Origin of the sequence: Acidicapsa dinghuensis (genome assembly GCF_025685685.1) — a bacterium.
GTDB lineage: Bacteria > Acidobacteriota > Terriglobia > Terriglobales > Acidobacteriaceae > Acidicapsa > Acidicapsa dinghuensis.
This window is the reverse complement of sequence record NZ_JAGSYH010000013.1, coordinates 1-23,311: the sequence shown is the minus strand read 5'-3', so window position 1 is coordinate 23,311 and position 23,311 is coordinate 1. Positions and strand designations below refer to the sequence as shown.

Below are 23,311 nucleotides of genomic sequence, written 5' to 3'. Positions count from 1 at the left end.
GGCAAAGTTGTATATGCGCTCGAAATGTACTTCGATCCAACCGCAGATATGTGTCTTTATGAACAAGATGCGGCTTGTTCCTATAACGCCTGCATGTTGAAGTCGAAAAGGTAGGAATTAATGACCCAAAGTAATGATGCGAGACATTTCGCAGATATCGTTCTAACTAATCTAGTGAATTCTAGTGAATGCGGGTTGCGATGATTTCCGCGCCGGTTGCGTTCGATTCAATGCTGGTCGCACGCAACAAAATTTCAAATGAGCTTAGGCTTCCATCATGACGGCGTGCATGCTGAAGCACTTTGTCAATCGCTGCTGAATGCAAGAGTGCTTCAGCGGCAGCTTGTGTGCCCGCAATATCGAGGCCCTCCAGCAATAACAAATGCCCATCGCCGCTGAGGTTGGGAACGAGCCTTATTAAGGCATACGTCGTATGCGTTGGCTGATTCCACTCACTGACATATATCGGCTGCTCGCCAGGTAGTGGAGAGCGGTTAACAATAGATGAACTCAGCATGTCTTCGCTGCAAACTATATGGAAGTTGGTGTTTGAATCTGCGAGAGAAGCCCACGGATTGCTGCACACCGAGCCAAGGATCACAGCATTTGAATTCCTGAGATCGTCAAGCCTCAGGTCGCGCGGGAATCTCAGTAAGAGTCGCTGGGAATTGTATTCAGAGAGTCGCATGAGTGACGTGAGAATTTGCATATCCACGAAGTCTGTAAATTCATGCGTGCGCAGATCCTCTGCACTGTGGCCATCGAATTGAGATAACGGAGCTTGTGCGTAATTTCCTTGGATGTAATTTGCCAGCGAAACAGGATGGTGGGTCAGGTCTTCTATGAGATTGAAGCCTGCATCAGGGGGAACGATATAAGTAGTTCTCGTGCTGCTTAGCAGTGTTTGCCACAGGATATTGTTGCGGTCATGATTTTGAGCAGCCGTCGGCGAACGCACAAACAGATAGGTAAGGACCACCAGCAGCACACTGTACAAGGCAATCGCGAATGCAAAGATGAAAATCTTCGGATTGTGGAAGAGTTGCGGCAGATGAACTTGTCTCGCAGAGACGGGGGCTTCCGATATAACAGGTGCCAGATCAGGCGAGCACTGACTGTCCGTCTCACTTTCACGAACATCCCGAACTGTGAATACCGGAATGTAAGCTCCCAAAGGTATGTCGATTCGAATCTCTTCTTCGGGATTCGCAGCAAAGTGATCGGCGAGCCTGCGCCGAAGTTGCCGTGCATAGTTGCGGACAATGTTGTCTTCAACGGTGCGGTATGAATCGGGCCGTCCAAAGACACGTACACCGATCTGATGTTCGGTGATCTGTTCCTGTCTTCCAGACAGAGTCTCGGTGACGATGTGCAAGAGAAATTTTGAAAGAAGAGGTGCGCGTGCAAGATGACGGCCTCTCACAACACGAAGAGCTAGCAGCCAGCGGGGATCTCGTTCAAGATCCTCACTCCAGTCTCCAGAAGATGCAGCCGCATCAGGTTCGATTGAAACGGTGACAGTTGCCTGCGATGTCATTTCGGGGGTGTCATCGTCCTTCGTCCTGTCTGCTCATGCTCAGAATACGAAGCGGAGATGAATATCAGGTAAACAGCAACATGTGTCCAATTGAGCTGTTGGCCTGATTTTAACAGTGTCTCTAAGGCGCTTTGTTGCAGATACTTGAGCGCTCAGATCACAGGGGTATACCCCGGTGCTCACAGAGCCGATGACTTTCGAATGCATGATCGGCGCTCCTAGATTGATGTAGGCCTAAACGGTCTTACGTAATTTTTAGGAGGAGTGCCGGAAAAGATGAGAGCGAGAGGAAGATCGTGCTCGATTTTATGTTCGCTACAACCAGGCTGGCGGATATCTGCCTGGTTGACGCTATTGTTTTTCATTTTGCTCACAGGGAAATCAGACGCGCAGGTTAACACAGGATCGTTGTCCGGCTTGGTTCTTGATCCGAGCGGTGCAAGTGTCGCGGGTACAACCGTGACGGTCACGGACAATGCAACTGGATACACTCGTACGATTACTTCTGCGTCGGACGGCGCCTATGCTCTGCCCAACCTTCCCATTGCGACCTACAACGTTACAGCCACAGCGAATGGCTTCTCACGGCTTGAAGAAGCTGTGACGATAGGCGTTGGCGAGCGTGTACGGCTCGACCTGCATTTGGCAGTTGGCGGAGCTGACCAAACGGTTGAGGTGCAGGCGGCGACTGCGCAACTCTCCCGGGATGATGCGTCCCTTGGGACGCTGGTTCAACAGGAGACTATCAGCGAAACGCCCCTCTTTCTCCGTAACTGGGACGATCTATTGCGCACTGTTCCCGGCGTGCAGATTAACCGCTATACAAATCAGAGCGGAGCGACTTCAGCCGGCCGTACCGGCGATTTTAACGTCAACGGTATCCACTCGCTTCAGAACGACTTCATACTTGACGGCATTGATAACAACACTTTTTCAGAAAACGTGCAGGAACTGAACACTGAGGCGGCGCATCCGTCTGTGGATGTCATCTCGGAATTTAATGTGATCACAAATCCATATTCGGCTGAGTATGGCCGTTCTCCTGGTGCGGTTGTTTCCGTCGATACCAAGAGCGGAACGAACAAGTTTCACGGAACGGCGTATGAATATGTTCGCAATCAGTATTTCGATTCCTTCGATTATTTCTCCAAGCAGTCGCAGGCGACGAAGTCAGAAGACAACCAGAATCAGTTCGGCGGAAGCATCGGCGGCCCGGTTCTCTCCAATCGCTTGTTCTTCTTTTTTAACTACGAAGACACTCGCGTCAAGCAGGGCGTAAACCGCATCTCAACCGTTCCGCTGGACAATGAACGCGTTGGCGATTTTAGCGATACAGCAGCGGCGGCAGATGGTGTAGCTGCATATCCAACGATCTACGATCCAACAACCTGCAGCACGCCCTATAACCTGTCGAGCAGCGGTTGCCAGGCTTATACCAATAACCAAGTTCCTTCCAGCCAGATCGATTCGAGTGTAAGTGCGTTGATGGCGCTCTTTCCCGAGCCAAATTTCAAAGATGGTGGATCCAGCTATCCGGAGTTGAACAACTATTCCCGGACAGGTGCGTTGACCGACTTTAACGGCAGCTACGATGCTCGCGTGGATTGGACGCCGACTTCTGCTGATACGGCTTTCGTGCGCTTCAATTATTTCAATCGCACTCGCGATATTCCTGGCTACTTTGGCGGACTCGCTGATGGAACATCCACATCTGCGTGGGGCAATCAGACGCTGAAGGGTGCGAGCGTGGTACTTGGATGGACGCGCGTTATCAGCCCGCGTCTTGTAAATGATTTCCGCTTTGGTTGGGTTCGTGACTACTCGAAGGCAGTGCAACAGCCCTTCAATCTGTCGCAGTCGGCTGGCCAGTTCGTGCCGGGCATCCCGGCTGACCCCGCGATTGGCGGAGGCGTGCCGCTGACGACCTTCACCAATAAGACGTTTCTTGGCTCGCCCGACTTCTTGCCCAAACAGCAGGTTCCAATGCTGTATCAATACAACGATACGTTGTCATGGGCCAAGGGCAATCACAACCTTAAGTTCGGATCGACAATCTATCTGCCGATGCGGAACATCTTCCAGGATGAGCCGGGCACGCGCGGCGACTTGACGTTCACCGGTGTTTTCACTGGCTTGTCATACGCAGACGGTCTGATCGGCGCAACGGAATACACGCAGCTGACCAACGTTTTCTTTGTCGATCAGCGGCTTTGGATGGCTTCCGGATTCGTGGAAGACGATTGGAAGGTAACGCCGCGGCTGACGCTGAATCTTGGCCTTCGTTATGACTTTGCGACACCGGCTGTGGAAGCTCGCAATCGCATGGCGAACTTCGATCCTGCGGGCAACGGTTCACTCGTTTTCGCCAAGAGCGGTTCCCTGGGAGACCGTGCGCTGGTCAATCCGCAGACAACCAACTTCGGTCCTCGCATTGGCGTGTCCTATTCGCTTGACGATAAGACGGTCGTTCGCGGCGGCTACGGCATTTACTACACAGAGTTTGAGCGTATCGGCAGTGAAGACGAGCTTGCTCTGAATCCGCCAAACCTGATCAACAAGACGATCGCGAGCAATACAGCGCCTGTGCTTAAGCCTTCGGTCGGTTTCCCGTCGAACTTCCTCGATCCTTCTACCATCAATCTGAATCAGCTGAATAATTTCCACATTCGTGCTGTCAATCCATCGATCAGCGCTCCGCGCGTGCAGCAGTGGAGCTTTGGCGTACAGCGTCAGATCACGCCTCAGTGGCTTGCTGAGGCTGATTATGTGGGAACGCGTTCAGACAACCTCGATACGTTGCGCAACTACAACCAGGTGCAGATCAGCGGTGGAGTTGTTTCTGGTCCCGCGCCGTACGCAAACTTCGGGCAGGTCGAATACCTTGATGACCAGGGCCATGGAAACTATGACGGCCTGCAGGCGAGCATCACGCGCGTGATGAAGAATGGGTTGAGCGTGCGTGGAGCTTACACCTACGCTCATTCACTCGATAACTCACCGGAAGAACTGGAAACCAACTCGGGTGATCCACCGAACGGCCGCAACTACGCAGCCTGGTATGGCAGCAGCGATTTCGACGTTCGTAACCGCGTCTCTGCGAACTACGTCTATGAGCTGCCCTTTGGCCGTGGCAAGGCAATGTTGCAAACTGGACCCGCGGCATGGGTTCTAGGTAACTGGCGTACGTCCGGGGTCTACACCTTCTATAGTGGCCATCCATTTCAGGCGAACTGGGGCAGCGAGAGCAGCCTGCTCGATGCTTACGGTTTTGCCACTGCAGTGCCGAATCAGGTAGCGAACATCTCCTATCCTAAGAAGCAGCTTTGCTGGTTCTATGACGCGGCAAACAGCGGTTGCTCGGCATACGCGAGCGGACGAAGCACGCCTTATGCTGATCCGGGCAAATACACCATCGGCAACGTAGGACGCAATACGCTAGTGGGGCCAGAGACGCAGCTGTTTGATTTCGACCTCGTCAAGTCCTTCCCCTTCACCGAAAGAGTGAATGCAGAATTTCGCTGGGAAGTCTTTAACGCATTCAACCACCCGGTGTTTGGTCAGCCGAGCGGTAATGCGAGCAGCAGCAGCGTAGGACAGATCACCACGCTATCAGCTGATCCGCGCGTCATGCAATTTGCGGCGCGCATCAGCTTTTAGGGTGCCTGGAAGACAAGAGTATGCCCGGCGGAGTCTGAATGGAGCCGCCGGGCGTCTTTTCTTTCAGGAGACCGTAAATTGATGGGTGTTGCTGAACGGCTCGCGTTCTTACTGAGCTTTTTTATTCTTCCAATTGCTTTGGCACAAACAAAACAGCCAGATCTGGTATTGGAGGGAAGCGTAACCGGGCTACAGAATCAGACTTACTTTGAGGTGCCATTTGAGGTACCGAAAGGTGTTCGACGCATCAGCGTTGACTTTCATTACACAGGTAGAGATAAGAAAACAACCATGGATCTAGGGATCGCTGATCCTGATAGATTTCGTGGCAATAGCGGGGGAAACAAGAGCCACTTTACGATCGGTGAGGCAGACGCTACACCTTCCTATCTGCCGGGGCCAATTCCCGCGGGGCGATGGCGGCTACTAATCTCGGTGCCAAATATACGGGCGCATGAAACATCCACATATCATGCGGAAATCCGATTCAACTCATCCGCTGAGGAGCATGGCTTCACACTTGATCCTTTGGCGACCGGGACGCGCTGGTATCGAGGCGATCTGCACATGCATACGGCGCACAGCGACGGAAGCTGCGAGAGCCAGTCGGGGAAGCGCGTACCTTGTCCGGTATTCCTGACTGCCGAGACCGCGGCACAGCGCGGATTGGATTTCATTGCCATTACCGATCACAACACAACCTCGCAGTATGACGATATGCGTGAATTGCAACCATATTTCGACAAGCTGCTGCTGATTCCGGGACGCGAGATCACAACATTCTGGGGGCACTTCAACATCTTTGGCGTGACCCAGTTTGTCGATTATCGAGAAGGTAGCGGCGGGCTGGATGTGAATGCGATTCTGCGTGATGTGCGTGCCAAAGGCGGTATTGCTTCGGTGAATCATGCCGATTCACCGACGGGCGAGATTTGCATGGGCTGCGGATGGACGCCGAAGACCCAAGTGGATATGAGCCTGTTCACCGGCGTTGAGGTCATCAATGGTGGAGGCGAGGTGCTCTCAAGCGAAGACTTTTGGGACCGGCAGATTGCTGCAGGTGCGAAGCTCACAGCTGTAGGCGGAAGCGATAATCACCACGCAACGTCAGAAGCTGGACGCCCAGGCTCTATTGGATGGCCGACGACGGTTGTGGAGGCAACGGAACTTTCGGTGCCTGCCGTACTCGAAGGCATCCGCAAAGGACGAGTGTTTGTCGATCTCACGGCGTCGCATGACAAAGTGGTTGATCTGGAAGCACGTGACGTGACACAGCACTCGTCGGCGGCGGATCATACGGCTCGGATGGGTGAGACACTGGACGCTTTCGCGGGCGATACTCTGGATTTTCAAGTGCGATTGACGGCATGTCCACAGGCGAAGGTGTATTTATTTCTGGATGGGATTGAAGATTCACTGCTGCCACCGCTCGACGCCGGGGAAGACAAAGAGGAATTGCCATTTCATTGGAAAACCGATGGCCGAGAACATTGGATACGAGTCGAAGTGCGAGATTCAAACGGAAGCCTGATGCTGGTATCCAATCCGATTTACATTCATCCAGTAGCTCATTGAGGAGTCATCATGTCTTGTAAGCCATATCGGTATTTCCATGCCGGTTGCCTTGTATTGCTGGCATTGTTCTGCTTTGGGGGAGCCTTGTATGCGCAGAAAGTGCCTGCCCCCGGTTCGCGAACCATTATAGATGCGCACAACTGCTATCCATATTTCGAGTGGTGGTATGACCGTATTGATCGCGCGCTGTCGACCGGCACTCCGGTATCGATTGAACAGGATCTTGGCTGGTATACCGATGCCAAGACAGGCAAAAGCTGGTCTGTTGTCACCCATGGAAACCCGATCGAAGGCAATGAGCCGACGATGGAACACTACTTTTTCGATCGCGTTCGCCCAATCGTTGAGAAGGCGCTTCGAGAGGGCAATCATGGCGATTGGCCGCTTATCACACTGAACCTCGACTTCAAGGACAACAAGCCGGAGCATCTGGCGGCGGTGCTCGCTTTGCTGCGGAAGTATCAGGGATGGCTGACGACAGCTCAGAAGGGCGAGGATATTGCCACAGTTGCGTCTTTGGACGTGAAGCCTATTCTTGTGCTGACCGGCGAGCCGGATGCTCAACAGACTGTCTTCTACGATCAGTTGGCGGTGGGGGATCGCGTGCTGTTGTTCGGTGCGATTCATACTGGCGATAAAGATCCGCAGGCCTCGCCAGAAGTAATTGGCGCAGAGAAGGCCAACAACTACAGACGCTGGTGGAACAATCCGTGGGATGTAGTTGAAGCAGGTGGCCAGCAGCATGCGGGCGAATGGACGCCTGAGAAAATGGCAAGGCTTAAGGCGCTTGTTGCCCGTGCGCACGCGAATGGCTTATGGATTCGCTTCTACACGCTGGATGGCGCAACGGAGAAAGAGTTGAGCTGCAATGGATGGTTCCATGGCTATAATTTCGGATCGCTGGCGGCGGCTCGCATTCGCTGGAAGGCAGCGATCGATGCGCATGTAGATTATCTGGCCTCAGATCAGTATGAACTGGTTGGGAAGGAGATTCGAGCAGAGTCGCATGCGGCAGGGTTGGCGCTGAAGAAGCCGGGGACACGGTAACTTCGCTGTGCTCTGAAAGCGCAACACTCGCACTTACACTCGGATCAACACGATTCGTAGGGTGCCTTTGAGCCTCCTTGGGAGGTTCAATTCTCTCCCCGCCTGACGCTATAGCCTGCACATCCTGTCAGCATGGCTATGCAGATGGTTGAGCATCGGTGAAGGGATCGGATGGCCACTATCTTGCCAGGGTTGCGATGTCTGCGATGAGGCATAACCAGAAAGTAATGGTTACCTAAGTCGTTGAATCGAAAACATTTTTATTTGAAGCAGATGATTGGATGTCCGTATCAGTTTCCGTGCGAGAGCGGTATGCTCTCAATAGCGGGAAGTTGAAAGATGGACGACGGAACACAATCTGCTGGACATGAACGTCTTAAAGTCTTGGTAATTGACGACAACAAAGCTCATGCAGAGGGCCTCGCAGAGTTGTTAAGTCTTTCCGGTTTCGAGGCCTCATGCGTGCTGACTGGGGAAGAAGGAGTTGAGGTCGCACGCAACCTCGGCGTAGATGCCGTGCTGCTCGACATGAACCTGCCCGACATCAATGGCTTTGAAGTCTGCCGCCGGTTACGTCGCGACCCTCGGACCTCTTCCATTGCGGTTGTGTTTCATACGGCGCAAGGCTCGGTTCCGGGCGCGCGGCATCCGGGCGATGCATTCCTCAGCTACCCGGTGGCAATGAAAGAGGTCTATGCCACCATCCGCAAAGCGGTAAAACGCCGGCGGGAGACAATGGGGCGGATCATTCCTTAGCTTTCAATGGCAGGATTCATATCTGCAAAAATTACTGTAAGTTGTGGAATCTATGGTGGGCGCAGCAGGATTCGAACCTACGACTTCCACCGTGTGAAGGTGGCACTCTACCGCTGAGTTATGCGCCCTGAGACGAGCCGATTGGCTGGTCTGGGTTGTGTTACCGGAATTCCCGCTTCGGAGGGAAAATTACGTCTCGATTGCTATCTCTGAAGGGAACAACTACAACCTGTGATCCAGGACTGTCGATGTCCTGCGAGATCGTACCCGGCTGACTAAGGTAGAGTATCATCAGCAAGCTGCGCGCTTCAAACCGGCCCCTTTCCAGCGGATGCCGGAAGGTGAATCCTGAGGCCGTGATGCGGCAGTGGAATCGAGGCCAGGTGTGCGAGTTTTTCCGTTAGTCCAGATCCGGATTTCGGTGTGCTCGGCCTGGACTTCGGTAATTTAAGAGCGATGCGGCTGAGATTCCGTCCAATGCGTCTATTTTCTGCGCCTTCCGGCGATTCAGATTCGAACGCTGAATCGTCGCAGCCGCTTTCGGGAGGGCGCAGTTCGTCTACCGGCAAGAATGGGAAAACCAGCGCTCAGGACGGGAAAACAGCCCAGGAATCGAATCGGTACGCGCAACCTTCTGCGGAGAATGGTGTCCGTGAAGATATGGCTAGCTTCGTGTTGGACAATACGGGGCTGAATTCGGGACGCTCGGTACCGGGCGTGGCCGCCGTTATCGCCCGGCCCGCAGAGGCCGGCGAGCGGTCTGACGCAGATGTGATGCTGGCCGTCGCAGCCGGAGATGAAGCGGCTTATAACTATCTGGTCACCAGGTACCACCGTCAGATCATCCATTTTCTTTACCGGATGGTTCACAATGAGGCGGTGGCAGAGGAATTGGCGCAGGAAGTCTTTCTGCGCGTTTACCGCTCGCGTGAAAGTTATCGGGCGGAGGCGAAGTTTTCGACGTGGCTATACCGTATCGCGACTAACCTTGCGGTTAACCACGCACGGGATACCAAATATGAGCGGACGGCGCCCACATTGGAGCTTGACCAGCCCGATCCGGAATCGGGCACACTGCCTGAGATAGCGGGTTCTGATCCGAATGTGGAGCAGCGGTTGCTGCGTGAGGAACGAATGGCGGCAATCCGGGCGCATGTGGCGGCTCTGCCAGAGCGGCAAAGAATGGCGGTGCTGATGCACAAGTACCAGGAGATGGACTATCGCCAGATCGGGGAAGTGCTGAAGTTGAGCGAGTCGGCGACCAAGTCGCTGTTGTTTCGGGCTTATCAGACGTTGCGGGAACGTCTGAAGGAATTTGTTTAAAGAGAAGCCGGGATACACCGGCCGAAGAAGGGAGTAAATGATGAACTGCCATGATATGAAATCGAAGATTCCAGAGTTGCTCTTCGAGAATGAAGTACTGATTGCCGAGGATAGTTCCACGCCCCAGACCGTGATGCGGGCGCATCTGGCTGAGTGTGCGGAGTGCCGCCAGGAGCTGGATGAGCTCCGGTCGACGATGGCTCTGCTGGACGATTGGAAAGCCCCGGAACCCAATCCGTACTTTTTAACTCGGCTTAATGCCCGGCTGGATGAAGAACGTGAAGCTGCGCCAGCCGGCTGGCCGAAGAGTTGGTTTGAAAAGCTCCATGCCCGTTTGGTGTACGGATCGAAACATAGCCTTCGGCCAGTAGCGGCCATGGCTCTGACAATCGCCGTGCTTCTTGGGGGCGGTGCGTATCTTGGGATGAATGACTGGAATCCGCCAGTCCAAGCGCCGCAGGCTGCTGCGGTGGTGCAGGATCTGCAAACTCTGGACAACAACGCCCAATTGCTGGACCAGTTGGAAGCGTTGTCGGACCAGAACAACGATTGACGAACACGCTGGACTGTCTAAAAGATAGTGATTTCGACGGTCCGGCGTAGGTGTGCCTGATGATTGGAACTGGTGCAGACAGCCAGGACCGAATGTAGCAAGCCGAGTGATAGTCACCGGGAAAGAGCGGACGCAATGAATACGGCATGTACCAGAACAGCTCGACAGGCAGCGCAGTTTGTCTGCCTAAGCCTGGTTCTGTGTCTCGCCGCGTTCGGACAACATCCACAAGGACACGTAGGTGGAGCACCACATGGTGCAATGCCGCAGGCGCCGCGTCCACAGATGCAGCCGGGTTTTCGCTCAGCACCTCAGGCAAACCGTCAAACCCGTGGTCCAGAGCCATCCGGAAGGCCGTCGGGCAATGTACAGGGTCGTCCGGGAAGCGCTTATTATGCCCCCGGTGTCCCAGGTGCAGGAGCGAATCGTGCGCCCCAGGCACGTCCGGAGTATGGCGGTTCTCCGTATGCTGTCAGGCCGAATCCCCGCGTGCCGGGGCATCTACCGGAGTGGATGGCGCAGCATCAAAATCTCCCGATCGGCCAGCAAGATCGACTTTTACGACAGGAACCAGGATTCAACCGGTTGAGCCCGGGAGATCAGCAGCGGCAGATACAGGAGCTGCATCGGTTAAACCAGATGCCTGAAGCGCAACGAGAGCGACGGCTTGGCCGCGCCGAAGCGTTTGAACGGCTCTCGCCCGGTGAACAGATGCAAGTCCGTCAATCTGCCCGTGAAGAGCAGAACCTGTCTCCGGACCGCCGAGCCGTGATTCGCAGAGCATTTCAGGATTTGCGCGGCGTGCCGATGGATCAGAGGCAGATCATTCTGAATTCAGCGCGTTATAGTGCCACTTTTTCGCCTCAGGAACGCGGTATTCTTTCCAATCTGCTGCGCATCGAGCCTTACCAGCCGGCACACTAGGGCCTGTTCCCACTACCCGAATGGCGGGCGTTGCGAGCGAAGATCCTCTCAGGCGAGGCGGAGGACGAAGGCTTTGGTGATTCCAAGGCAAGGACGACAACGAAGCATGAGAGGATCTTCGCCGCAACCCGAAGGGACGGGACCGATTTTCCCGATCTAGGCGTCGATCGTCGCTAGCAGACACCCGGTATGCGTCGCTCCTCACTCCTTGATCTCGAAAAAATCGGTTCCCGTCGCCGCCATCCGCTTAGCGGGAACAGGTCCCAGTCCAGCGCAGCATCTATTTCGCACACAGCATCTGTCCCGTGCATTGCAACGCTATCTCCGCTAAGAGCGGAATAGATTGCGCGCCAGGAAGAGGACATTTGCTGGACGCTCTGCGAGGCGGCGCATGAAGTAGGGATACCATTCATGTCCGAAGGGAAGGTAGACCCGTACGTTATATCCCTCTTGCACCAGCCGCCGCTGAAGGTCTCGACGCACTCCGTAGAGCATTTGGAATTCGTAATGGTCGGGTGGAATCTGATGGTTGCCTGTGAAGGCTTTTACCGCATCGATCATGGCCTCATCGTGAGTGGCCATACCGTGATAGATCGGACTTGAGAGCAGAATTCCAGCCAGCCGAACGTAGTTTGTATCAGTGTCTGTCTTCTTGGCGAATGAGATGGAGGGTGGTTCCTGATAAGCACCTTTGCAGAGGCGCACGCGAATACCATCTTCGATCAGCTGTTTGATGTCTGCCTCTGAGCGAAAGAGATACGCCTGGATGACAATACCGATATGTTCGCGGTACTCGGCTCGTGAATGCAGGCTGCGCACCAGATCGATAGTCTTCTGGGTCAGTGGCGAGCCTTCCATATCGATGCGCACAAAGTTACCGGTTGTACGTGCGTGTTCAGTCAAACCGGCTGCGATCCGATAGGCGAGGTCTGGGGAGAGCTCAAGCCCCATTTGTGTAAGTTTGACGCTGATATTGGCGTTCAACTTCCGTTCGGCAACTGCATCAAGAAGCTGATGATAGATCTCAGCGGCCTGATTGGCTTCGTCCTCTGTCGAGATGCTTTCACCCAACGAGTCGAGAGTGACGGCCATTCCTTGCTTGTTCAGTCGTTCAGCTGCGCGCAAGGCATCGTCAATCTCCAGCCCGGCGACGAATCGTGAGCTGAGCTTGCGTCCTATGCGGGAGCTTTCGCTGAACCTGCGTAATGGGCGGTTGGTGGATAGTGCAATAAACGCGGAGCGAAGGAGTGGCATTTCCTGGGACTCTCCTCGAAACTCACGAGACCAACGCGCTCAGTTACAACTCAGAGGCGCTTTCGTCCGAACTCTCAGTGTCGCATATTGGGCCATCTATTTGTGTATCCCCACTTTGTGCCAGGAATGTCCGAAGTACCCTTGTACTTTGCGAGGATTGTGCTTCAGTCCATTCGGAACAGTCGGCAGGCGTGCGGGGCCAGCTTGATCTGCGCCGCCTTTCTGGATGAAACAGGCTGGTGACTCCACAGATCCAAAATATGCGCACGCGGATTTGGAGAAATCGGCCAGTTGAGAGTCAGCTCTGTCGGGTGGTCGCTGATGTTGAAGACCGCGACGTAGATTTTTGTATGCTCTCCGCCAGTTGTCGCCGTCCATATTCGCACATCCGGCCCGTGGGATCGCGATTCTGACGCCTGAGTCACCGTTTGATTCATCTCGATCACGTCTCTGTTCGTAATTAGAGAGCGCGTAAAATCGTCCAGCTTTGTAAGATTGGCGCCCAGAATCAGCGGTGATCGCCCGATAGCCCATAGCGTGAACTCGCTTCGCGCTTCGTCTTCGGTAAAACGCGACTGCCGCGCGTCGCCCAATCCCGGATGCGGTCCCAGATAGCCCAGCGGCAGCATGTCTTCGTCTGGCCAGTTGCCGGGCTTTGCATATCGCTCCCACTCCGCAAGCCGATCAAAGGCCTGTCGCAGACCAAGAGGAAATTCGCTCTGCCCAGGCTTCGCTTCGTGTGACCACACATCCCAGTGGTCGTCTGAGATACGCCACATCTGGGCATATTGACCCACTTCTTCGGCGTGCGAAAGCTGCGTAGGCCCAGGAGACAAGCTCAGTACAATCGGCCTGCCGGTTTTCTGGATCGCGCGCGCAATCTGCTGGATCTCACTGATTTTGTACGGATGGTCTGCGATGCAGTCAACCTTGAGGAAGTCGATCCCCCAACCGGCATACAGAGCAATCATCGAGTCGTACCAGGCTTGCCCTGCGGCATTATCGCGAATGCCGTAGTTGTCCTGGTTCCACGGGCAAACATCGGTGGTGTCTGCCGCTTCACCGGCAGCGAAGCTTGACCCCGCAATCGGCATATTAGCGTTTACGCTTTCCCGCGGTATGCCGCGAATGAGATGAATGCCAAATTTGAAGCCTTTCGCATGCACCCAATCCGCCAGAGGTTTCAGTCCTGCGCCATTCGCTGCGTCTGGGAATCTGTTGAGCGCCGGGATCAGCCTGCCATTGGAGTCGTAAACGAATTTTTCCTTCGCCACGTCTCCACCAAAGGGATCCTGCATGTACCATCCCTCGTCGATGACGGCATACTGCCAGCCGTATTCCTTAAGGCTGGCCAGAACCTCGACATTGGCTTTGAACTGTGCCTCATCGATCGTTAAACCGTAAGAGTCCCAGCTATTCCAGCCCAACGGCGGCGTGGGGGCCAACGTCTGTCCCAGACAAGGCCAGAAGGAAAAGGATGCTGCAAATACGATGATGAATATCAGAGGGCGAATTATGCAGTTTCGAAGCATCTGGGAACGTATATCACAACATTGAGGGGAAACGTTCTCTCATCATACGGTTGACTTAACAAAGCTTTACCTGATTCATGAAACTCATACGATAAGCTAAGGCGGGAGCAAGGAATTGCGTTCGGCATATAGATTGAAAACCGTCTTCGCTACGGCAGCCTTGCTGGCGGGGTTTTGTGCATCCAGTGAGATCGTACCGGCTCAGGACCCATCCGGTTCCAGCGGCGCACACCCCATCGTTGTTATCCATACCGACCAAGGCCCGAACTCAGCTCAAGCGATGCAGCAGCATTACGTAGTGTTGGTTTCGCTCGATGGATTTCGTTGGGATTACGCAAAGAAATACAACGCAGCGCATCTGCTGGCCCTGGGCAAAGAAGGCGTCTGGGCACCCGAAGGTATGATTCCCAGCTATCCTTCACTGACTTTTCCGAATCATTACGCCATCATCACCGGCCTTTATCCTGAACACAACGGTCTCGTCGCCAATAGTTTTCTCGATACCACCGAGTTTGCTCATTACGGTCTTTCTGATCCTGCTCCAGTGGCGGATGGGCATTGGTACGCAGGGGTTCCGCTCTGGTCACTGGCGGAAAAGCAGGGCATGCGCACAGCGTGTCTCTTCTGGCCGGGTTCGGAGGCGAAAATTGCCGGCGAAGTTCCAACGGATTATCTGCATTTCGACGATAAGGTGGATGAGTCCGCGCGTATCGATCAGGTGATCGCGTGGCTCAAGGAACCTGCGGAGCAGCGTCCTCATTTCATCACGCTCTATTACTCCGATGTCGATCATGCCGGACATGCCTACGGTCCTGACTCGCCGCAAACGAAATCGGCAGTGGCGCGGGTGGATGGTCTGGTCGCCAAGCTTCACGATGCTTTGAAAGAAACAGGTTTGCCGATCGATCTGGTGGTCGTAAGCGACCATGGCATGGTCAAGATCCAGGGGCCGTGGGTCAATCTTGACGATTATGCGGATTTGAAAGGTTTTCAAAGTGCGGGGCCATTACTGTATGGCGCTTCCGAGGCTGATCGGGCCCGCGTCTACGATCAGCTCAAACATGCATCGGAAAAGTTTGAGGTCTATCGGCGCAAGGATGTGCCGGCAGGCCTGCGTTACGACGAAAATCCGCGCGAAGGCGATCCGGTCATTGTGCCTATCGGGCCCTATGCCATTCGAGCCCATGGTCCCGGCAAAAATCCCGATGGAACGCCGCGCCCAGACCGTGCGCCCGAGGTTGGCGCGCATGGCTTTGATCCTCGCCGCATGCCAGAGATGAAAGCCAGCTTTTTCGCCGCTGGCCCTGACATAGTTGAGGGCAAGACGGTACAGCCGTTTGAGAACGTTAACCTATATCCATGGATTGCGCATATTCTCGGCCTCGAGCCGCCCAAAACCGACGGCAACCTGAACATCCTCTCCGGTACTTTGCGAGACAACGGGGATTCGAAAGCTGCTACCGTCAATGCGCCAGCGCCATCATCGCAGGAGTAAGTAGGAGTGAATGAGGGATCGGTGAATTCTGCAGCAGTTGTATTAGGAATCGACGGTGGCGGAACACATACTCGGGCAGTCATCGCCAAAAGCGGTCATATCGTGGGCCGTGCACAGGGCGGTTCTATCAAGCGTCTGCGAGTAGGTCCGGAAATTGCCGAAGAGAATCTTCGCGCCTTACTCAATGAGGTGTTCTCCAAGGCAGGCATCAGCCGTGTCGATGCTGCCTCGGCCGGTGTCGCCAGCGCATCCATGCCAGGCGTTCCTGAGTGGATTACGGAAGTCTTTCGCGATTACGGCATTCAGCGCTCTGAAGTAGTGGGCGATGAGGTGATCGCACTCGATGCTGCGTTTCACGGAGGCCCCGGTATTCTGCAGATTGCAGGTACCGGCTCTAACTGCATCGGCCGCACTGCGACAGGAGCAACCGAAAGCGCTGGGGGATATAGTTCTGTCCTCGGTGACGAAGGCTCCGGCTATTGGATAGGTCTTCATGGCATCCGTCAGGGGCTGCGCGCGCACGACCGCTGCGAACCATGCACGATCCTCGACCGCGTGGGAAATGTCTGGGGAACGAAAACGCTGGCAGAACTGGTCGATTACGGCAACACGACTCCAGGGCCGGATTTCTCCGCGCTGGCTCCAGTGATTGCCGCTGCCGCCGAAGACGGTGATGCTGTGGCGCAGCGAGTGCTGCAGCAGGCCGCTGCCGATCTTGCTGACTTTATCCTGCTTGTTCGCCGTAAACTGCGTAAACGTCACGGCCTTACCGAGGAGGTGCCAGCCGCGTTCATCGGCAGTGTGCTCGACAAGATCGCTTTGGTGCGCAACCGGGTCACGGAACTGCTAAAGGCTGAGGCCCCGGACATGAACTTTGCGCAGCAGGGAGTAGCGGGTGTGGAAGGCGCAATCTGGCGCGCACAGCGCTTGGCTGAGCGATAACAGCGTGCTCATCGCGGCAAAGGAACAGCTAAGCTGCGCGCTCTCCGCTCACAAAGGAAGCCAATAGCTGGCCGTCTTTCCCTAACGCAACAAAATCAGCAGGGCCGCCGGTGCGAATGTCCCCCGCGACATTCTGCAACCCGGTCATTGCCGCCGGATTTTGCGTGACCAGCGGCAGTACTGTCTCGATTGGGACTCCGGTAAATGCGACAAAATTTTTCACGGCGCGGTCGAGTGTGAGCACGCTGCCTGCCAGTACTCCATTGGCCGATGCGCGGCCATTGGCTACGGTGACGGGAAATCCGCCCAGCGTGTACTCGCCATCCGGCATGCCAGCGGCAGACATGGCGTCCGTGACAAGAATCGCTCTATGTGCTCCCTTGCTTCGCCACCATACCGAAATCAGCGATGGATCTACGTGAATGCCGTCGCAGATCAGTTCCGCGTAGAGTGAGTCTGTCGACAGCACCGTTCCGAGAATTCCTGGCTCACGATGGTCGAGAGGACGCATGGCATTGAATGTGTGAGTCGCCGAGGTAGCTCCGGCCGCGATGACGCGATGGGTTTCAGCCGCCGTGGCATTCGAGTGCCCGACGGACACGCGTACTCCACGCGATGCGACGTGCGCCGCAAATTCCTCCGCTCCCGGTAGCTCGGGTGCAAGCGTCAGCAGGCGAATCTTCCCTTCGGCTGCCTCAAACATGCGGTCGAACAGGGCAATATCGGGAGTCAGCAAATACTCCGGAGGATGCACTCCGCGCTTGGAATGCGATAGGAACGGTCCTTCCAGATGAATGCCCAGCGGACGCGCACCAGCCCAATCGGGCTTTTGCGCTTCATCCAGCCGTCGCGACAAACCCTCGAGCGAACGAAGCGTCGTATCGAGCGGAGCCGTCACAGTGGTAGCCAGGAACTTTCCCGTTCCGCGGGAGGCGAGAAATCGGCTGACGGCGCTGAGCGACTCAGGCGTGGCTTCCATTACGTCATGGCCTGCCGCGCCATGGATGTGAATGTCCAGAAATGCCGGAGCCAGTACTGCGCCGGGAAAGTCGATATGCTGCGCACCTTCCGACTGTTCCTTTTCTGCACGCGAACGAATTGACGTTACTTTTCCGTCTTCAAACTCAATAACAGGTTCGGTCGTGAGAGTGGTGCCATCCCAAAGCAAGGCTGCAGATACTTCAGTGCGCATGGGGCCATCATCGCAGGTGCGCCGCACGCCCGTCTAACCGCAATTACGCTGGAAGCCCCAGCAGATCAGTGAATGAGACGTTTCTTATGCGATGGTTCATGATCGGGGAACTCAGTGCCATCGATCTCCCGAATGGTCACCATGGCGTCTTCCAGTTCCTGACGGCAGGCCACTAGTTCTGAACGCAGTTCGGCGAATCGTGTTTGCATCTCAACACGAAACTCTTCAAAGTTGCGATTGAGGCGCTCCGTTTCCAGCCGCTGCTCCGTTTGACTGACCTGAATGCCTTTGAGATGTGGAAGAATGACTCCCGTCAGTACCTTTTGAATTTGCGACAGTAAATCCTGCATCTTGCGATTGTATGGCTGGCCTTCTCCCAACAGAGAAATTACGAAAGTCATCACATTTATGTGATCGACCCAGTACTTTTTACAGGACACAACGCGATTTCCTGGTTCTCCTCGCGCCAAGTGACGACAACCCCCATCGTGACCGCCGTTTACACTGAAGGGCATGAGTTCCACAGTCAAGCGGATCGGCATTCATCTCGGCACCGGCGGCGGTGCATCAACAGCCGTTGAGCGCGCGCGTGAGATAGGCGCCAACACTTTCCAGATTTTCTCTTCCAGCCCTCGCATGTGGCGGGCTCCCAAAGTGCCGAAAGAACAGTGCGACCGCATGCGTGAATTGCGTGCGAAATACGACGTGGGGCCGCTGGTGATTCATACCAGCTATCTGGTCAATGTCTGCAGCCAGAACGAAGAAGTGCGTCAGAAGAGCATCGCTGCCTTTCGCGGAGAGATCGAGCGCGCGCTGGCTCTCGGTTCTGAATACCTGGTGCTTCATCCCGGTTCGTGGAAAGGGCTTACGCGCGAAGAAGGGTTGAAACTGGCCGCCGAGTCGATATCCATGGCAATCGACGGATTGCCCTGGGAAGGTACAGGTTTTCACATCCTCATCGAGAACACGGCCGGGGCCGAGTTTTCTTTGGGCGGCAGCTTTGAGCAGGTGGCGGAGTTGGTCGAACGCCTCCGCGCGTCAGCCCCGGTTGCCGTTTGCCTCGATACCTGTCACACCCATGTTGCCGGATATGACATCGTTTCGCCGGAAGGTTACGAAGAGACAGTGAAACAGATCGACGCGACAATGGGCCTTGCATCGGTACGTGTCTGGCATTGCAACGACGCAAAGGCGGCGCGCGGATCGAAGCTTGACCGCCACGAAAATATCGGCGAAGGAACGATCGGCATCGAGCCCTTCCGCAGGCTGCTGAATGATCCCAGATTCAGCCATTCGGCCTTCATCGCTGAGACTCCTGTCGATGAGCCCGGCGACGACCAGAGAAACGTCAATACGCTTAGAAGCTTGATTCGATAAGAAAAAGTCGGTACGGTGTCGAACATAGCTTCGACAATCCCCGATTGGTAATAAATAAATATGTGACTAACGTGTGCGTACCACCTCTTTCCGTGCTAGTCTGCAGACGTAGTCGGAAGCGAGGCATATATGCCCACCTGCATGTACCACGGAATCGGATGCAGCCCCAAGGGTACCCCGCTTTATAAGTGCTCCGGGTACTTCGAACATTCCTTCGGCTGCGAAAACTACGTCTGCGAAAACCATGCAATGCACAGCAGATATGGCACGTTCTGTTCTCAGTGCTATCCTGCGCCACCAGTCTTTGCCCGGCCGCGCGTCGGCAAAGCGTTTCACCCAATGGCTATGTCGTCCGCGAGCCATCAAGCACACACCCACCGTTAAGCAAGTTTTTGAATCCGCCAACAGACTTATCTAGAAACAGGTTTCGATATTGTTGGGGCGCTAACAATAAATCTTCACTTCAACTGGCTCATGGTGCTCTATAAGACTGGGTCACGGCGTTGTCTGTGTGCCGCACAACGCCGCTCGGTCCTACAATGAGAGGAGTACCAACGGAGCTGTAGCGCCATGTCTGTCCATGCAATCTCCCTCGAAGACCTGAACCGCGCGCTGCGCGATACAAGTTCTAGATCAGTCACTGGATTGGAAACAATCCGAACCTGGTGCACTCAGCTGGAAGCCGGCGGAATTCTGTATTTTCCCCAGACGCCGGTTCCTATTCCCACAGAAGATCTCGAAATATTGCTCAGCGGCCACCAGACCGGCAGCGCTTTGCATAAAAATATCGCCTACAAACCGGGCGTCGATAAGTTGAGCGGTGTCGATGACAAGACCACGCCAGCGGCTGAACTTGAAAAGCTACATGCAGTTATGCGCCGCTATTCTGCCTCGATCGTGGCGTTTCTTTCAGAATTTCTGGCTCCCTATCAGAAGCGGTGGCAATTGGATTACGCCAGTTACCGGCCCATCGAAGAGGATGGCCGCGACCTGCCCGTACGCCGGCGCAACGATCTGCTCCATACAGATTCCTTTCCGACTCGCCCAACGTATGGCCGCCGCATCCTGCGCTTCTTTCACAATATTCACCCATCGAAGACACGCGACTGGGTGACCGGCGAGCCGTTTGCCAAAGTCGTTTCCGAATTCGTGCCGGGCAAACTCGCTGCGCCGCAGCCAGACAACGCAGCCGCCAGCGCCGGGAAGAAACTCGCGCAGGCTACCGGCCTTGCCGGACTGGTTCCGCAATGGAAGCGTGGTCCCTATGACGATTTCATGATGCGTCTGCATAACACCATGAAGGAAGATGCGGAGTTTCAGAAGAATTGCGTCAAGGAGTATTTCAACTTCCCACCCGGCTCCAGCTGGATGGTCTACACCGAAACAACGCCGCACGCTGTCCTCGCCGGGCAGTTCGCCCTCGAACAGACGTTTCTCGTTGATCAACATGCGATGGTTACGCCGGAATCGGCTCCCATTGCTGTGCTGGAAAAAATAGCAGGCGCCCAGCTTACTTAACTCGGTATAAGCTGTAACTCAGCTCGGCTTTGTAACAGTAGGCGGCTGTTGCAGTAAGTTATGCTTGCGCTCTCTGTATTTTAGCCTCAAACTATGGTAATTATGTACTTGACGAATCAAGGAGAAAAGAGCAAGATTAAGGATGCAGCGGACAGAGACTGGAAGGCGGACGACTGGCCGTTAGGAGGCGAGGAAGATTTGAAATTCACCCTCGTTTATGAAGGAGAATTGCTGGCTTACAAGGAGGATCGAGCGCCTCATAAGCATTCGATCCGAAAGCAATTTCACCCTCAACTCCGCTTGCTTTGGGAGCAACGGCTGAATCACTGGATGACCTCGAATCAGGTTTCGGGAAGCGTGATGAAATGGAACGCTGGACCCCCGATGGTGGAGCAAATTGCATGGAACTTTCAAAGAGGTCCATTCCAGTTTGTTCCGCTGGTGACAGAAAAACTAGTTTTGGCCTGTAAGCTGAACATTCTCTTCTTGCGCCGAGAGGTTGGGCTCGGACGCATCGTTCAAGGTGGCGATATAGACAATCGACTGAAGACCTTATTCGATGCGCTCAGGATGCCCAAGACCCTGGAAGAAACCGGCGGATTGCCCTTGCTGGACACCGAAAAGCCCTTCTTCTGTCTTCTGGAAGATGATGCGCTTATCACGGAAGTCCGAGTGCGGGCCGACACTCTCTTAACTCCTACCGAGGGTGCGGGCCGAAACGATGTCAAGCTGATAATTGGAGTTACAGTGAAACCAATTCAAACCCTGCAATGCAACACGGATTTCGCATGAAAGCGGACACAGAACTCGAAAGATTTAATCGAACGATGGACCAAATACTGAGGGTCAGACCTGAAGTGGTAAAACGTGCGATGGAAATCGATAAGGCAGAGCGGGCACAGAAGCGGAAGGCTAAGAAGCCTTCCGCCGACCGCGTTTCAAACGCAAAGGATTAGAAAGCCGTTTCTCCCACCTTGCCGGTGACTTCGGCATAGGTAAGCCGCTTGCCAGCTACCCGCGAGAGGACCATCGAAAAACGGTCCGCATCACTCTTATCCTTCCGATTGTTGTAACGGAAGGCTTGCTCATCCAAATAGCGGAAGAGATGGAACGGTTCCACGCTCACATAGGTTCCGCCGATCCCACGCTTCAGAAGGCTCCAGAAATTCTCGAGCCCGTTGGTGTGGACTAGACCGTTCACGTATTCGATTGCGTGATCTACAACTTTATGACCGTACTCCGCTGCAAGCCCTTCATAGGAGAGCAGAAAATCGGTGTACAGCTCGGTACCTGGCTCTACATGCTTCTTCACTTCGTCCTGTAAGACCTTTTTCTTTCTGCTCGGGACAACACCTACTCGAATCTCCCCGCCGCGCTCCAAAATGCCTAGCACGGCTGTTTTATCACTAGGCCCAGTTGCGGTGATCCGGCGCGCTTTTACGCTCTTATGCATGTTACGCGCCTTGCCGCCGATAAAGGTCTCATCAACCTCAACTCCGCCGCTGCCTGAGCCGCCTAGCTTCACAAAAGAATTGTTCTGCATGGCATAGCGGATGCGATGCAGCATGAACCATGCAGTCTTCTGAGTGACGCCCAGAGAGCGGGCAATTTCACAAGAGCTAACCCCATTCTTTGCTGAAGTGATGAGCCACACCGCAGGCAACCACTTATCGAGACCCAGCGGTGAATCCTCGAAGATCGTGCCCACCTTGGCCGTGAACTGCCGCTTGGCGTGACCGCTCTTGCACTGCCATTTCTTTTGATTGGCGAGATAGCCTACATCTTTGCGGCCACAGATCGGACACTCTACGCCATCCGGCCAGCGGTGAGCAACCATATAGGCAATGCAGTTATCGGGGTCCGCAAAGTGGATTATCGCTTCTTGAAGAGTCTGAGGCGCTTTCATACATACAACATACTAACTTCCAATTGATTCGTCAAGTATATAATTACCCAAACTATCTCCGATAGCGTCTCAGAGGCCGATATGCAGCGAAAAGGCTGGGGAATGCTCGCGCTCACTCTTCTGGCAGGTTTTGCCGTAAACGCTTTGAGTCAGTCAACTCAAAAGTCTCAGGACGCGTTCGTCTCCCATCCGTACACCGCAAAGTTGACGACCACGAATGTACAAACGCTTGCGAATGGCGTGACCATGAAGCATGTGTTTCAGAAGATCGAAGCTGTGGATTCGCAGGGCCGTCGAATAATGATCATGACCAGTGTTGCAACAGGTAGGGATCCAGCGCGTACCAGCTATTTTCTTACAGACCGCCAGACGAAAACGAGTACTCAATGGGCTGTCCCCGGTAAGATCATTACTATCCGGGAGATGCCTTCGGGCAACGGCTGCTGGTCCAGCGAGGATGCTACTGTAGTCAGCCCGCAGCCTTCTTCAGAATCTTCCGAAATTGCAGGCGGGGCAGCGCCGGCGCCTGTCTCCATGACAGAGCGCACCCCCCAAACTGGTTTGAAAGAAGATTCTATTCGTGAGGACCTGGGTACCTGTGATCTTTCAGGAGGTTGTCCATTCGATTTGGACCGGAGAAGCTGGTTGTGACGAGCAACTAGGAATCTTCGGAGGATCGAATGGACATTCATAAGAATGCCCGACTGAGCTATCGCAGTCGAG

19 protein-coding genes and 1 tRNA gene are annotated in these 23,311 nt (G+C 54.6%); 13 read left to right on the top strand and 7 right to left on the bottom strand.

Annotated features, from left to right (window positions below; translation table 11 throughout):
• Window positions 1–181: 181 nt before the first annotated feature.
• Complete coding sequence (locus tag OHL22_RS24680; protein WP_263342545.1) at window positions 182–1,174, bottom strand: hypothetical protein; 993 nt, start codon at window positions 1,172–1,174, stop codon at window positions 182–184.
• Between the two features lie 771 nt (window positions 1,175–1,945).
• On the opposite strand from OHL22_RS24680, the gene OHL22_RS24675 reads away from it, so the two are divergent.
• The 4 genes from OHL22_RS24675 to OHL22_RS24660 all read left to right on the top strand — a co-directional run bounded on the left by OHL22_RS24675 (window position 1,946) and on the right by OHL22_RS24660 (window position 8,572).
• On the top strand, window positions 1,946–5,194 hold the full coding sequence (locus OHL22_RS24675; RefSeq protein ID WP_263342544.1) for a TonB-dependent receptor: 3,249 nt from the start codon (window positions 1,946–1,948) through the stop codon (window positions 5,192–5,194).
• A gap of 291 nt (window positions 5,195–5,485) precedes the next feature.
• Window positions 5,486–6,769: a CehA/McbA family metallohydrolase gene (locus OHL22_RS24670; protein ID WP_263342543.1), complete on the top strand. Its 1,284-nt coding sequence runs from the start codon at window positions 5,486–5,488 to the stop codon at window positions 6,767–6,769.
• A gap of 9 nt (window positions 6,770–6,778) precedes the next feature.
• Complete coding sequence (locus tag OHL22_RS24665) at window positions 6,779–7,816, top strand: hypothetical protein (protein WP_263342542.1); 1,038 nt, start codon at window positions 6,779–6,781, stop codon at window positions 7,814–7,816.
• A gap of 339 nt (window positions 7,817–8,155) precedes the next feature.
• Entirely contained in the window at window positions 8,156–8,572 is a 417-nt protein-coding gene (locus tag OHL22_RS24660) for a response regulator transcription factor (protein ID WP_263342541.1), read from the top strand.
• Window positions 8,573–8,625: 53 nt separating this feature from the next.
• On the opposite strand, the gene OHL22_RS24655 is transcribed toward OHL22_RS24660, so the two are convergent.
• Window positions 8,626–8,700, bottom strand: a tRNA-Val gene (locus OHL22_RS24655).
• Between the two features lie 349 nt (window positions 8,701–9,049).
• Here OHL22_RS24655 and OHL22_RS24650 point away from each other — a divergent pair.
• The 3 genes from OHL22_RS24650 (at window position 9,050) to OHL22_RS24640 (ending at window position 11,372) form a co-directional block, all read left to right on the top strand.
• Window positions 9,050–9,895, top strand: a complete 846-nt coding sequence (locus tag OHL22_RS24650; RefSeq protein ID WP_263342540.1) for an RNA polymerase sigma factor — start codon at window positions 9,050–9,052, stop codon at window positions 9,893–9,895.
• 55 nt (window positions 9,896–9,950) lie between these two features.
• Window positions 9,951–10,448, top strand: coding sequence for a hypothetical protein (locus OHL22_RS24645; protein ID WP_263342538.1), 498 nt, complete (start codon window positions 9,951–9,953; stop codon window positions 10,446–10,448).
• 135 nt (window positions 10,449–10,583) lie between these two features.
• Window positions 10,584–11,372, top strand: coding sequence for a DUF3106 domain-containing protein (locus OHL22_RS24640; RefSeq protein WP_263342536.1), 789 nt, complete (start codon window positions 10,584–10,586; stop codon window positions 11,370–11,372).
• A 327-nt stretch (window positions 11,373–11,699) separates the two neighbouring features.
• Here the strand turns inward: OHL22_RS24640 and OHL22_RS24635 are convergent, their stop codons facing one another.
• On the bottom strand, window positions 11,700–12,626 hold the full coding sequence (locus tag OHL22_RS24635) for a proline dehydrogenase family protein (protein ID WP_263342535.1): 927 nt from the start codon (window positions 12,624–12,626) through the stop codon (window positions 11,700–11,702).
• A 164-nt stretch (window positions 12,627–12,790) separates the two neighbouring features.
• Complete coding sequence (locus OHL22_RS24630) at window positions 12,791–14,071, bottom strand: glycoside hydrolase family 27 protein (protein ID WP_263342533.1); 1,281 nt, start codon at window positions 14,069–14,071, stop codon at window positions 12,791–12,793.
• 202 nt (window positions 14,072–14,273) lie between these two features.
• Here OHL22_RS24630 and OHL22_RS24625 point away from each other — a divergent pair, with 202 nt between their 5' ends.
• Both OHL22_RS24625 and OHL22_RS24620 read left to right on the top strand, forming a co-directional pair.
• The gene (locus tag OHL22_RS24625; RefSeq protein WP_263342532.1) at window positions 14,274–15,653 is read left to right on the top strand and encodes an alkaline phosphatase family protein; all 1,380 of its coding nucleotides are present in this window, start codon (window positions 14,274–14,276) and stop codon (window positions 15,651–15,653) included.
• A 21-nt stretch (window positions 15,654–15,674) separates the two neighbouring features.
• Window positions 15,675–16,595 carry an N-acetylglucosamine kinase gene (locus OHL22_RS24620; RefSeq protein ID WP_263342531.1) on the top strand — a complete coding sequence of 307 codons (921 nt, stop codon included), beginning with the start codon at window positions 15,675–15,677 and terminating at the stop codon, window positions 16,593–16,595.
• A gap of 28 nt (window positions 16,596–16,623) precedes the next feature.
• On the opposite strand, the gene nagA is transcribed toward OHL22_RS24620, so the two are convergent.
• Window positions 16,624–17,787, bottom strand: coding sequence for an N-acetylglucosamine-6-phosphate deacetylase (gene nagA, locus OHL22_RS24615; RefSeq protein WP_263342529.1), 1,164 nt, complete (start codon window positions 17,785–17,787; stop codon window positions 16,624–16,626).
• Between the two features lie 65 nt (window positions 17,788–17,852).
• Window positions 17,853–18,227 (bottom strand): hypothetical protein, encoded by a 375-nt coding sequence (locus OHL22_RS24610; RefSeq protein ID WP_263342528.1) that lies wholly within the window; start codon window positions 18,225–18,227, stop codon window positions 17,853–17,855.
• Between the two features lie 73 nt (window positions 18,228–18,300).
• Here OHL22_RS24610 and OHL22_RS24605 point away from each other — a divergent pair, with 73 nt between their 5' ends.
• From OHL22_RS24605 to OHL22_RS24595, 3 genes are all read left to right on the top strand, one after another.
• The gene (locus OHL22_RS24605) at window positions 18,301–19,164 is read left to right on the top strand and encodes a deoxyribonuclease IV (RefSeq protein WP_263342526.1); all 864 of its coding nucleotides are present in this window, start codon (window positions 18,301–18,303) and stop codon (window positions 19,162–19,164) included.
• Between the two features lie 570 nt (window positions 19,165–19,734).
• Window positions 19,735–20,682 carry a Kdo hydroxylase family protein gene (locus OHL22_RS24600; protein WP_263342525.1) on the top strand — a complete coding sequence of 316 codons (948 nt, stop codon included), beginning with the start codon at window positions 19,735–19,737 and terminating at the stop codon, window positions 20,680–20,682.
• A 360-nt stretch (window positions 20,683–21,042) separates the two neighbouring features.
• Window positions 21,043–21,474 (top strand): hypothetical protein, encoded by a 432-nt coding sequence (locus OHL22_RS24595; RefSeq protein ID WP_263342524.1) that lies wholly within the window; start codon window positions 21,043–21,045, stop codon window positions 21,472–21,474.
• Between the two features lie 160 nt (window positions 21,475–21,634).
• Here OHL22_RS24595 and OHL22_RS24590 read toward each other — a convergent pair whose 3' ends face one another.
• Entirely contained in the window at window positions 21,635–22,588 is a 954-nt protein-coding gene (locus tag OHL22_RS24590) for an IS1595 family transposase (RefSeq protein ID WP_263342522.1), read from the bottom strand.
• Between the two features lie 81 nt (window positions 22,589–22,669).
• On the opposite strand from OHL22_RS24590, the gene OHL22_RS24585 reads away from it, so the two are divergent.
• Window positions 22,670–23,239 carry a hypothetical protein gene (locus tag OHL22_RS24585; protein WP_263342521.1) on the top strand — a complete coding sequence of 190 codons (570 nt, stop codon included), beginning with the start codon at window positions 22,670–22,672 and terminating at the stop codon, window positions 23,237–23,239.
• Window positions 23,240–23,311 lie beyond the last annotated feature (72 nt).